The sequence below is a fragment of the Thalassobius sp. MITS945101 genome (genome assembly GCF_047123305.1).
Taxonomy (GTDB): Bacteria; Pseudomonadota; Alphaproteobacteria; order Rhodobacterales; family Rhodobacteraceae; genus Thalassobius.
Genome location: NZ_CP138918.1, coordinates 2482370 through 2494591 on the forward strand (window position 1 = coordinate 2482370; position 12222 = coordinate 2494591).

At 58.1% G+C, this 12222-nt stretch carries 11 protein-coding genes and 1 tRNA gene; 6 read left to right on the plus strand and 6 right to left on the minus strand.

From position 1 onward, the window contains the following. Positions 1 to 614: 614 nt before the first annotated feature. From SIC14_RS12385 to SIC14_RS12395, 3 genes are all read right to left on the minus strand, one after another. Entirely contained in the window at positions 615 to 2078 is a 1464-nt protein-coding gene (locus SIC14_RS12385; protein ID WP_412562233.1) for a tyrosine-type recombinase/integrase, read from the minus strand. Between the two features lie 256 nt (positions 2079 to 2334). After that, positions 2335 to 2408, minus strand: a tRNA-Cys gene (locus tag SIC14_RS12390). A gap of 117 nt (positions 2409 to 2525) precedes the next feature. After that, positions 2526 to 3473, minus strand: a complete 948-nt coding sequence (locus tag SIC14_RS12395) for a LysR family transcriptional regulator (protein ID WP_412562234.1) — start codon at positions 3471 to 3473, stop codon at positions 2526 to 2528. Positions 3474 to 3586: 113 nt separating this feature from the next. On the opposite strand from SIC14_RS12395, the gene SIC14_RS12400 reads away from it, so the two are divergent. From SIC14_RS12400 to SIC14_RS12415, 4 genes are all read left to right on the plus strand, one after another. Next, a complete protein-coding gene (locus tag SIC14_RS12400; RefSeq protein ID WP_412562235.1) occupies positions 3587 to 4570 on the plus strand; it encodes an MBL fold metallo-hydrolase in 984 nt (327 codons plus the stop codon). Between the two features lie 231 nt (positions 4571 to 4801). Then, positions 4802 to 5455 carry a protein-L-isoaspartate O-methyltransferase family protein gene (locus SIC14_RS12405; protein WP_412562236.1) on the plus strand — a complete coding sequence of 218 codons (654 nt, stop codon included), beginning with the start codon at positions 4802 to 4804 and terminating at the stop codon, positions 5453 to 5455. An 86-nt stretch (positions 5456 to 5541) separates the two neighbouring features. Beyond that, complete coding sequence (locus SIC14_RS12410; RefSeq protein ID WP_412562237.1) at positions 5542 to 6987, plus strand: TolC family outer membrane protein; 1446 nt, start codon at positions 5542 to 5544, stop codon at positions 6985 to 6987. 71 nt (positions 6988 to 7058) lie between these two features. After that, complete coding sequence (locus SIC14_RS12415) at positions 7059 to 8111, plus strand: hypothetical protein (RefSeq protein WP_412562238.1); 1053 nt, start codon at positions 7059 to 7061, stop codon at positions 8109 to 8111. A 61-nt stretch (positions 8112 to 8172) separates the two neighbouring features. Here SIC14_RS12415 and SIC14_RS12420 read toward each other — a convergent pair whose 3' ends face one another. Together SIC14_RS12420 and SIC14_RS12425 are read right to left on the minus strand one after the other, a co-directional pair. Then, positions 8173 to 9627: a cobyric acid synthase gene (locus tag SIC14_RS12420; protein ID WP_412562239.1), complete on the minus strand. Its 1455-nt coding sequence runs from the start codon at positions 9625 to 9627 to the stop codon at positions 8173 to 8175. Positions 9628 to 9842: 215 nt separating this feature from the next. Next, positions 9843 to 10163, minus strand: a complete 321-nt coding sequence (locus tag SIC14_RS12425) for a DUF6280 family protein (protein ID WP_412562240.1) — start codon at positions 10161 to 10163, stop codon at positions 9843 to 9845. A gap of 215 nt (positions 10164 to 10378) precedes the next feature. Between SIC14_RS12425 and efp the strand changes: the two genes are divergently transcribed. Continuing rightward, a complete protein-coding gene (efp, locus tag SIC14_RS12430) occupies positions 10379 to 10942 on the plus strand; it encodes an elongation factor P (protein WP_412562241.1) in 564 nt (187 codons plus the stop codon). A gap of 64 nt (positions 10943 to 11006) precedes the next feature. Further along, on the plus strand, positions 11007 to 11486 hold the full coding sequence (locus tag SIC14_RS12435) for an N-acetyltransferase family protein (protein WP_412562242.1): 480 nt from the start codon (positions 11007 to 11009) through the stop codon (positions 11484 to 11486). 3 nt (positions 11487 to 11489) lie between these two features. Here SIC14_RS12435 and SIC14_RS12440 read toward each other — a convergent pair whose 3' ends face one another. After that, positions 11490 to 12218: a YgfZ/GcvT domain-containing protein gene (locus tag SIC14_RS12440; protein WP_412562243.1), complete on the minus strand. Its 729-nt coding sequence runs from the start codon at positions 12216 to 12218 to the stop codon at positions 11490 to 11492. Positions 12219 to 12222 lie beyond the last annotated feature (4 nt).

A 12222-nucleotide genomic window follows, 5' to 3' on the forward strand; every position in this document is an offset into this window, starting at 1 on the left:
TGTAAAAAGGGTTGAGGATACTATGAAGGCAGCAATTGCCAGTGGGCTCACTCCCGTAGCGATAGTGCATCACATTGATGGCAGCGTTGAGGTGCGGCTTTCTGAGGAGCCGTATGACCCGAGGCGGAACGGCTGGAAGCCAACAGGCAAGTCATGGAATATCTGACAAAGACTATTCCCGGCAATTGAGGGGACCGCCATAAAGGCCCGTTGGCAGGCATCTCGGGGGAAAAGGGGGTGGGGCGGCTGGAGACCTGATTGCGCTTCTGTGAACTCTAACAGCGTTGCTGTGAGGCTTTACGCCGGACAGGGATCAGCTGTCGGCCCCCTCCCCAAAATATCTATCTTCTTTGAAAAGTTGTGTGGGGATAATTTGCGGTGTAACTAATTGTTTTACAACAAAAAAAGTTATCCCTCCTTCTATAGAGGGACAGAATAATATATTACTATTGGTATCTAGTATAATCTATATATCCATTACTATTAATCTAGTTATATCTATAATTAATCTAGATATATACATCTTGATGTTAGTCGGTTTTTCCAAATAGTGCGTGACTTTAATGGTAATGCCGACTTTGGTAGTTTTCTAGAAGAGCAATCAAAGGCAACAGCTAAGTGTTGTGGTTTCCAGCAACGGTGTATTCCTTGGTGTGGTCGAACTTTTCTAGCGCCTGTTTGAGTTGGACTAGCGAATAGCCTTCGCTGACGTAGACTCTCTGGGTAGTGCCTTCTTGTGCATGTCCGATGACGCTCTTTACAATCGGTTCGGGGACATTCTCTCTTACCAGTCGTGTTGCCATCGTATGTCTAAAGCAATGAAATACAACGCCCGGCTCTTTCAGTTTGAGCTTGGGTAGGAAAGTGTTTTCATTGAACCATCGTCCAAAGCTGCGACCGTAGCCGTGGTCTTGGTGGTATGAGTAGTCATGGAATAGTCTGGTATGGTTGCGTCGGGTTTCCACAAAATCCAGAAAGCCCAGCTCGATAAGTTTTGAGTGAACTGGAACCTTGCGGTTGCTCGCTTCTGCCTTCAGCTTCTTGGCATTGTCGCCTTCGTCTGTGAGGTCGAAATACCATATCCCTCCGTCGTTCTTGATGTCACAGACCTCAAGTTGACAGATCTCATTTAGTCTTGCCCCAGAGAACATACCGATTAGCGCGACCCATCTGTGGCTCTCCGAACGGACGAGCTCGCTAGTATTTTCGGTGAGTTCCCGGTACATCAACACCAATGCGTGTGTGGGGAATGACTTGCGCTTTTGTACATCCTTCTTGCCTTCTTTTAGTTTCATGTCTTCGAACAGAACGTGAGGGCTTTGCCCCATCCGCTCGGCCCATTCAAAAAAGCGTCGGTATGCGTCGATGTGGCTGTTGATGGTCTTGGGGGCCATGCGCTTGTGGCCGTCCACTTTAACTACCTCGGTCAATGGAAGAGCTCTAAGGGCAGGCTTAGTGTTTCGAGATGCTGGGATCTGCATAAGAGTAGATCGTGCATCAGCAGCATCTTTTTTGGATATGGTGCCAAGGCGACGTTCAGGGCCAAAGTATTCGATTAGGATGTTCAGGTAGGCTTGGATCTGCCTGACCGTTTTGCCGGGCTTGCCTCTGGCATATTCCGACATATAGGCCATAACGGCTGGGCCGAGCGGCTCGCCGTGGCCCTCATCTGTCAGGGCCACAGGGTGGTGCGGTATCGGGGCTGCGGCTTCTGTGGTGAGAGGTTTGGAAAATGTGTACGACTTGAGTGCCTCTGCTTCATTTAGGCTTTCGGTGATCTGGTCTCGCCTTGCCTTAAGGAACTCTGTCTTGAGGGCCGCGTTATTGTCAGCCCAGTCATCGTCGGTCAAAGCGAGACCTGCCTGAAGTCGATCTCGCCACCAGTGGTCCCAACGAGTATCGATCATGAAGCTGTCGCCATTCAGTGCGGCTTCGCAATCTCGGCGCTCTTCGGCGAGGTTTTTTAGGTTTTCGACAGTCAGTCCTGTGTCGTTAAGCCGCTCAGTAAACTCGTTTGCTAAGTTCTGGAAAAAGCCATGCATCATTGCGCGGATTTGGTCTTGTCGTACTTTTGCCAAGGCTGGGCTGCTCCTCAGTGTTTGGCCGTAAGATGCAAGATATCGCGATAGGTCGCTAGCCTTATCTGGGCACCTAGTTCGCAATGAAAAGCGGAGGGTGGCGCGAGGGGTTCCAGTCTTTTGTGGAATGGGCCACCGGAAATAAAAAATACCGTGGCGAGAACGACTTAGGTAGGACGCGAGTTTCAATGCAGTGTGTTCCACTTTGTGTCACACTCGCCACCCTTGGGGGCCAACTCACTGGGAACTAAGAAAATGGAGGCGAGTACCGGAATCGAACCGGTGTACACGGATTTGCAATCCGCTGCGTCACCACTCCGCCAACTCGCCTCATGTGGTGTGTCACCTGACAGGGTGTGTGCCGCTGTCGTTGGGGTGATTTAGAGGTTTCGTTCGGGAGTGTCCAGAGGGATTTCATCATTCCAAGGGGGAATATTGCCGTGCCGGTTATTCGGCAGCGGCGGGCAGGGTTCTTTGTGGCGGGGAGCGTAGGGTGGCATCGCGATCCTGTGCGGCGGCGAGGCGCTGCAGGATGTGTGATAGCACCACGTCCAGCTGTTTTCCTGTCGCGTGACGAGACGGGTAGACGGCGAAAATCTCTTTTGGGGCAGGGGGGTAGTCCGGCAGGATCACCTCCAGCTGACCGCTGGCAATGGCTTCGGCCACAAGCATTCGTGGGGCACGTGTGTAGCCCGATCCGTTGTGAACGGCGCGCAGGATCAGTTCGGGATCATCGGCGGTAAAGCCGACACGGACCGGGGCCGGGTGCATTTCGCCGTCACGAAACAGTTCCAGATGCGGCGCGGCCAGGTCTTCAGAGCGAAGGATGAGTTTGAGCCGATGCATATCAGCCGGGGCCTTCGGGCGGCCGGTCTGGTCCAGATAGCCCGGTGTGGCGACCAGAACCGACTCCAGCTCGGCCACTTTGCGGGCAATGCCATCGGTGTCACCAAGCTGTCCGCTGCGGATCGCAAGGTCGTAGTTTTCCCGCACCACATCCACAAAGCGGTCCTCGGTGCGCATCACGATGTTGAGGTCAGGAAACTGCGGATCCAGCTCAATCAAGGCGGGGCCGACAACCATGCGGCCCAGGTAGGTGCTTACGCTGATGCGAAAGGTGCCGCTGACGCTGGCATCCAGCGTGGCAAGATCGGCCTGAAGGTGATCATAGCCAGACAGAAGTTTGCGGGCGTGCGAGGCAACAAGGTCTCCGGCACGGGTGGCATGGACGCCTTTCGGGGTGCGGCGCAACAGGGGGTGGCCGAGGTGGGTTTCCAGCTGGGCGATCTGCTGGCTCATTGCGGATTGGGTGATGCCGATGCGTTTTGCGGCGCGGTTCAGGCTGCCTTCTTCCAGCGCGGTCAGAAAACTGTCGAGGAGGGTGAGGCGGTCCAAGGTATCAGTATTCCTAATATCAGGTAGTGCGGATACAGGGTTAATCTGCGAAGCGTCCAGCAATAGTTCCGTTTCAGCTGGAATGGTCCAGCACACTTATATCGGAGTTTCTTATGACTGTCAGCCGTCGATCCTTCCTTTCTTCACTTGCAGCCGCACCGCTCGCCGCGCCTTTTGTGGCGGGGGGCGCTTTGTTGCCTGCTGCGGCTCAGGCGGCGGGCGCTGCGAAAGTGCCGCCTGCGACCTATAGTTTTCAAATCGGTGCGGCGCGGGTGTCGGCGCTTTTGGATGGGCATATCGATCTGTCCATGCAGCTGGTGCAGCCGCAAAAGCCGGACCTGGCGGCGCAGGCAATTGCCGAGACGGGGCAACGCCTCACAAACGGGGCGCTGAAAGTGCCGGTCAATGCCTATGTGATTCAAAACGCAGGGCGTACCGTTCTGGTGGATGCCGGTACGCCGGATCTGATGGGGCCAGGGCTGGGACAGGCCATGTCCGGGCTGGAGCTGCTGGGGATTGCGCCCGAGGACGTGGATCAGGTGCTTTTGACCCATGCGCATATCGATCACATCGGCGGGTTGCTCAATGCGTCAGGTGCGCCCCGTTTTGCCAATGCGGAGCTGGCGCTGAGTGACGCGGAGCACGGGTTCTTGATGGACGACGCTGTGCTTGCTGCGACGCCAGAGAGTTTCCGCCCCGCGGTGCAGGCGGCACGGGCATCGGTTTCGGCCTATGGAGACCGGGTGACACTGTTCAACGGAGAGGTCGATTTGGCGCCCGGGCTGCGCAGTTTGCCACTGCCGGGGCATACGCCCGGGCATGTTGGGTTCCAGCTGACCGATGGGGATGCGGGGCTGATGATCTGGGGCGACCTGATCCATATGACGGCGTTGCAATTTGCCTATCCGGATTGGACTGTGGCCTTTGATGCGGATGCGGCCCTGACAGGGCAGACCCGGCGGGCATTCCTGGATCGCGCGGCGGCTGAGGGCATGTTGGTTGCAGGGATGCATATGGATTTCCCTGGCCTTGGTCGCGTGAAACGGGCCGGCGCGGGGTTTGCTTATCAGCCCGCTGCTTGGCAATCGCTGCTCTGAGGGCGGCCCTCTTTTTGGCAGCCAGGAAAGACGGCGGGGCGCAATGCGGCCCGCCTGATCCGTTTCAGCAAGTGTGTGCGTGGATTGTCCGCCCTGTGACCTTCCTGCCGCGCCCCGAACAATTAACCTAATTTTAACCTCTGGGCGTCTTTTTGCCAGTTGAGGGACGTTGCCGCTTGAAAGGGGATGTGACAGACTATAGTTCACCAATCTGAACGAAAGAGTTTAGTAATGACAGACTACGCCGCCCGCCGTACCATGATGGTTGATACCCAGATCCGTCCTTCGGATGTGACGAAGTTCCCAATCATTGATGCGATGCTTGCTGTTCCGCGCGAAGAATTCGTGCCGGGGGACAAGGTTGAGGCCGCTTATGTTGGCGAAAACATTGATCTTGGCGGTGGCCGCGTTGTGCTGGAGCCGCGCACTCTGGCCAAGATGCTGGACGCGCTGGATATCCAGAATGACGAGCTGGTGCTCGATCTGGGGTGTGGGCTTGGGTATTCCTCTGCAGTGATTGCGCGGATGGCCGAAGCGGTTGTGGCTGTTGAGGATGACGAAGACCGTGCCGAAGAGGCGCAGGCGGCTCTGGCGCGCGTTGGCGCAGACAATGTGGCGCTGCACATTGGCGCGGTGGCCGAAGGGGCGGCGCAGCATGGCCCCTATGATGTGATTGTTTTGCAGGGCGCGGCTGAACATGTGCCGGACGAGATCCTGAACCAGTTGAAAGAAGGCGGTCGCATCGCGGCCTTGATGGCAGAAGGTGCGCTGGGCACCGTCAAGATCGGATACAAGATCGACGGTGCAATGTCCTGGCGGTTTGCCTTTAACGCCGGTGCTCCTGTGGTGCCCGGTTTCGAACGCCATCGCGCCTTCACGCTGTAAAAGAAAAAGGTGATGCGCCCTGACTTGGGCGCATCTTTTTGCGGGGCAAAGCGTCAATTGAGGCGCGCCCGAGCGGGGAGCAAGGAATGAAACGCGCAGTATTCGGTAAGACTATTCTCACTTCGGTGAAGGCCAATGTAACCGCTGGGGTTGCCGCTCTGGCGTTGACGGTTGCTATGCCGGCTGCCGCTTTGGCTGACACGCTCGCCGATGCAATGGCGGATGCCTATAAGAACAGTGGCCTTCTCGAACAGAACCGCGCTGTGCTGCGCGCGGCCGATGAAGATGTTGCTGTCGCGGTCTCGGCGCTGCGTCCCGTGTTGACCTGGGCTTATACCGTGACCCACAGCTTCGGGCAGAACCGCTCGGCCTCGACCGGGGGCGCTGCTGTTGGCTTTACCAACAACGATGTGACGCTTGCGCTGGCCGCAGAGCAGCTGCTCTGGGACAATGGGCGCAGCAAGAAACAGATTGAGGCGGCAAAAGAGGCGGTGCTGTCCACCCGTCAGGCACTGGTCTCGATCGAACAGGCTGTTTTGCTACAGGCGGTGGATGCCTATACCCGCGTGCGCACAGCTGCGGAAACCGTTGCGTTGCGGGAAAACAACGTGCGCGTGATCATCGAAGAACTGCGGGCGGCGAAAGACCGGTTCGAAGTTGGGGAAGTGACCCGCACGGACGTCGCTCAGGCTGAGGCCCGTCTGGCACAGGCCCGCGCGGCGCAAGCACAGGCACAGGGTGATCTTGTTTCGGCGCAGGAGTACTTCCTCGCAGCCGTTGGGCGCCGGGCTGGGCGTCTAGCCAGCCCGCCGACCGCCCCGATGACGGCAAAATCCGCCGCCGAGGCCAAGGCCGTCGCGCAACGCACACATCCGGATGTGCTGAAAGCCAAACATGATGTCGCTGCAGCTGATCTGGCCGTGGCCATTTCCGAAGCGGCAATGAAACCCACCGTGGCCCTGAAAGGGCGCTATGGTCTGACCGAGACGTTTGACTCGACCAACTTCTCCCATGCGGGATCGGTGAGTGTCGAAGCTTCGGGTCCGATTTATATGGGCGGGCGTCTTTCGGCCAGCCTGCGTCAGGCAATGGCCCGTCGCGACGTCGCACGCTCGGCCCTGCATCTGACCTCTGTGTCTGTGGCGCAGAATGCCGGCACCGCTTTTGCCAACCTGCAAGTTGCCCGCGCTGCACGCGAAGCGGGGGATCGTCAGGTACGGTTTGCCCGTGTTGCCTTCCGGGGTGTACGTGAAGAGGCGACTTTGGGCGCCCGCACAACGCTGGATGTTCTGAACGCGGAACAGGAACTGCTGAACGCACAGGCTAGCCTGATCACGGCTGTGGCCAATGAATACCTGGCCTCTTACTCGCTTTTGTCGAGCATGGGTCTGCTGACCGCACAACACCTGCGTTTGGGTGTGCCGCGGTATGACCCCGCCGCCTATTACAAGCAGGTGAAGGATGCACCGGCTCTCAAAAGTGAGCAGGGCAAGAAATTGGACAAGATGCTGCGCCGGATCGGCAAAGAGTAAAATCTTTTGCATATGTTGTGAGAATCTCTGTCTTTGGCTACACTTAGCCAGAGGCAAGAGTGGAAGTTTGTATGTCCAACCCAGTTACCAATGTTGAAATCGAGGACGTTTTGGCCTCGATCCGACGGCTTGTTTCGGACGAGCCCGCGCAGCCCTCTGTGCCTGCAGATAAGGTTGAAAAGCTGGTTTTGACGCCTGCTTTGCGGGTCAATAACGACGCTCCGCCCACGCCTGCGCAGGATGATGCGCAAAAGACAGAACACGAGACAGAATCGGTCACACCTGAACGGCCCGCAGCGATGACGCTTGGAGCGGAATACGCGGTGGCACCTTTGCCTGTAGTGAACCGCAATGATGTCGCAGAGGGTGAGCCCGCAACCGTTGCGGCGGCGGAAGCCGTGACCGAAGCGGCGGAGCAGCCCGATGAGGCACCCGAGACAGCGATGGACCGGCTGGAAGGAATGCAGGCTGCGCTGTCGGTCAGCGACGAGTTAAGTGACGATCAGTGGGAGCCGGATGGCGACGACGAAGACGCCTTTGGGGCGGCGGATGTCGCGTCGATGGAATGGGTGGACCACACCCCGCATGAATCGCTTGGGGCGGGGGAGGACGCTGTTGCGGAAGCGCCTTACTGGGCCGATGCAGAACCACAAGACGTGGCCGAAGTGCACAGCCTGCATGGCGACGTCGAAGCTGTTGAAGCTGGCGGATTTGCTGAAGAAGAGATTGCGGCGGCGGAGGACATTGTTGACATGTCCGAAGTTGAGGCGGTTGAGGAAGACGCCGCGCCGATCGAAGAGGTTGACGAAGGTCTGGAGGAACCCAGCGCTCAGGCCGCCTTTGCCTCCTCTCGTGTGCCTTCGGAGGCCTCGGTAAACAATACCGCAGCAGATTACGCCGAAGAGGACTATGTCAGCGAAGCCGTCAGCAACGCTGCATTGGAAGATCTGTCTGCTCTTGATGGCCTGGGTGCTGCGCTGGATGAAGAAGCGCTACGGGAACTTGTGACAGAGATTGTGCGCCAGGAACTGCAAGGGTCGCTGGGCGAGCGGATCACCCGCAACGTGCGCAAACTGGTTCGCCGTGAAATCCAGCGCGCTTTGACGGTGCAGAACCTGCAATAGCATTGATGTTTCAAGGCTGGTTTGACGCAACGCCCGGGAAATCCTCGGGCGTTTTGCTTTGCTACAGGCTTGGTTCCGCCGCCATGTCCAGTAACTGGTCCAGATCCAAATGCGTCTCGATATGCGCCGCCAGCCTGTCCAGCACGGCCTCCAGATCGGCACCATAGTTCATCTGCGCGGTGACCCCCAGCTCGGACAGATAGGTGGCGCGGAAGGCGTCGGCATTGAACAGACCGTGCAGGTAACAGCCACGGATCTGGCCATTGGCTGTTGCGGCCCCTTCGGCGCGTCCGTTCAGATCTAGCCAGGCGCGCTCGCAGTCCGGCCCTTCGGTGGCACCAAGGTGAATCTCATAGCCCGAAACTGCATCGCCGCTGGCGCGGTAGGTGGCCTCACTCAGGGCCAGTCGCTTCTGTGGTTTCATCACTGTTTTCACGTCTAGCAGGCCCAGACCCGCAACAGTGACGGGCGCGCCCTCGATGCCTTCGGGGTCGGCGATTTCGGTTCCCAGCATCTGATAGCCGCCGCAAATCCCCAGCACATGCCCCCCCCTGCGCACATGGGCCTTTAGATCAATGTCCCAGCCCTGCGCCCGGAAATGGGCAAGGTCGACAATGGTGGATTTGGACCCGGGGATCAGCACCAGATCTGCGTCGCCGGGCAGGGGATGTCCGGGGTCGATGATCTCCACGCTCACGTCAGGTTCTGCTGACAGAGGGTCGAGGTCGTCGAAGTTGGCGATCCGCGCCAGGCGGGGCACAGCCACCTTCAGCTTGCCCCCTTTGGTGGAGGCGATGTCCATCACATCCTCTGCGGGCAGCCGCCAGGCGTCTGCAAACCACGGCAGGGTGCCAAGAGAAGCCCAGCCCGTCCGGTCCTCAATCGCGCGGACACCTTCGTCAAACAGCGAAACGTCGCCGCGGAATTTGTTCACAGCAAAGCCTTTGATCCGCGCTGCGTCATCTTCTGGCAGGATCACTTGGGTGCCCACCAGTTGGGCAATTACGCCGCCACGGTCGATGTCGCCCAAAAGTACCACCGGTACACCCGCAGCCTCGGCAAAGCCCATGTTGGCAATGTCGCCTTTGCGCAGGTTGATCTCGGCGGGGCTGCCGGCACCCTCGATCACAACCACATCGGCAGCGGCGCAAAGACGCTGGAAGCTCTCTAATGCTGGGGCCAGAAGATCCGGTTTGGCCTTGGCATAGTCGCGCGCCCGCAGCGTTGCGTAGCGTTTGCCCTGCACAATGACTTGCGCGCCGGTGTCGGTTTCCGGTTTCAGCAGGATCGGGTTCATATCGGTGTGGGCGGGTACTTTGGCCGCCAGGGCCTGCAGGGCCTGGGCCCTGCCAATCTCGCCGCCGTCGACGGTCACGGCGGCATTGTTGGACATGTTCTGCGGCTTGTAGGGCCGGACCGTCAGACCCCGGTTGGTCAGCGCGCGCGTGATACCTGCAACCACCATGGATTTCCCCACGTTGGAGCCTGCGCCCTGGATCATGATTGCCTTGGCCATGTTCTGTCCCTGCGTTGCGTTGCAGCCTCTTGCGGTGCTTTGCCTTGCTATAGCAATTGGGGCGGCATCGAGGGAGGGCTAATGCGGCGTGTCGCTGCGAAAACCGCCGTTTGGTTGGCGGCCCGTGGACCACCAAAAGAAAAACCTGCCTTCCCCAAGAAGACAGGTTTTCTGGCACATCTGTGTGGATCTGCGGTCTGCGGCAGCAGTTTGGATCAGGCGGCTTCGGCCTGCTGAGCGGCATTGCGACGCTCGCTTTCTTCGCGTGACAGAGCAACCGAAGTACGGACACCTTTGGATACGAACTCCATCAGGCCTTCCACAACGCGCTCGTTCGGGTCGATCCCGGCGCAGGACAGCACTTCACGGCCATCGCGCGAACGCGCCCAACGGGCGATCTGCTCGGGGCCATTGCCATATTTCTTGTCATCGGAAATGGCATCATCCAAGGCAGCCAGGACAACGGCTGCGAACAGTTTACGAGCGCGGTTGCCTTGCTCATTGTTATAGGCGGAGCCGTCAACGAAATCTTGCATGAGTTCGTCCTTTATTATTGCTCTTGTGTTTCTGGCGTGAGGGGCCTTATGACCGATGTTTATTGATTCGGATAGGCTTCAAATGCATGGCTTCCATGCATCTATTGCATAACTCGCCCCGCGCACCCTCAAAATCTCGCGTTCTTGCCTTGGTGGGGCCCGCAAGATATAGGTGCTGACAAATAGCCTTCAACCTTTCGACATGGGTTTGTCATATGCCAAAAATCAACGGTAACGAAATTCGTCCCGGTAACGTGCTGGAGCACGAAGGGGGCCTTTGGGTCGCCGTCAAACTGGATTTTGTAAAGCCCGGTAAGGGCGGCGCCTTTGCACAGGTCGAATTGAAAAACCTGCGCAACGGTTCCAAACTGAACGAACGCTTCCGGTCTGCGGACAAGGTGGAACGAGTGCGTCTTGAACAGAAAGACCAGCAGTTCCTTTATGAAAGCGACGGCATGCTGGTGTTCATGGACACCGAAACGTTCGAGCAGATCGAACTGCCCGCGGATCTGCTGGGCGACCGTCGTCCGTTCCTGCAGGACGGCATGACCGTTGTGATTGAATATTACGACGTTGAGGCGCTGAACGTGACCCTGCCGCAGAAAGTAACCTGCCAGATTGTTGAGACCGAGCCGGTTGTCAAAGGCCAGACCGCCGCAAACTCGTTTAAGCCGGCGGTGTTGGACAACGGTGTCCGCGTGATGGTGCCGCCGTTTGTGGCGCAGGACGAAATGATCGTCGTCAACACTGAGACCATGGAATACTCCGAGCGCGCCTAAGCGCTCGGGCCTGTCCCCGCACCAAGTCGGGGGCCAGATTGCAAGCCTCCGCAGGTGCGAACCTGTGGAGGCTTTTTTGATTAGACTGTTAAAAGAAACAGAAGTGCATTTGATTCTGCCTCTGTCGCGACAAGTGAATGATCTACATGTCGCGGAAATGCCGAACGTCTTTCGCAACGATGCGACAGAGGCTGAGGTGGCGGCGTTCTTTACCGAAAAAATGTCCGAAGGGGCGCGCATCTTTGTGGCTGAACAAGAGAGCACCGTGCAGGGTTATCTGCTGGCGTTGCCGGTGCAGCGCGCGGCCAACCCGTTTCAGCGTGCGACGCGTTACATTGAGATGGACCAGATCTCTATCGACAGAGCCCACCGCGGCAAGGGGATAGGTAAAGCGCTGGTGCAGGCGATGGAAACATGGATGCGGGCGCAGAACTATAGCCACTGGAAATCCAGCGTTTATCTGTTCAACGAAGCTTCCAATGCGCTGATGCGGGGGCAGGGGGCTTCTGCAACGCTGACCCGATACGGCAAAGCAATTGGCTAAACGTTAGAGTCGGGTGATTTTGGCAGCACCGGCGGTCATCTCACCTTTGGCGCGATCATACCGCAGGTAGGCGATCGCCTCATTGCCCGCACGGCTATGCAGGACACCGGCCTCTTTTTCGCCGCTCAGGATCTTGTCGCCGGTCGCGGCGTCTCCTTCGATCGCCACACGGGCCAGTCCTTTGCGTAGCTCGGTCTTGTGTTTCATCCGTGCGGTGACTTCTTGGCCGACGTAGCAACCTTTGCGGAAATCCACGCCGTTCAGCGCCTCAAAACCCGCTTCCAGGATAAAGGTGTCAGGCCCCAGTTCTACGCCAGTCTGCGGGATGCAATGGGCCACCCGAATGGCCTCCCAGTCACTGCCATCGTCGCCGCTTTCGGTGCCGTAGAGACGCCAGCCAAGCGCGCTATGGCGGGGATCGGCGAATGCGCCATCCAGCTGTGCGCCGGTGCCACGTTTGACCTGCAGTTCAGTCGATTCAATCGTGACCTTGGCCCGCAGCTTGTACATGGTCAGCCGGGGCAACAGCATCGCAGCAAGGCTTGCGTCCACATCCAGCAGGACATCCGCCCCGTCAGGAACCAGAAAGAAGTCCGCCAGATATTTGCCCTGCGGCGTCAGCAGCGCGGCGTAAACCAGACCTTCGTCCAGCCTGGTCACATCGTTGGTCACCAGACCCTGCAGGAAATCTCGGGTGTCCTCTCCTGAGAGGCGGAAAATGCTGCGGCTCATCTTT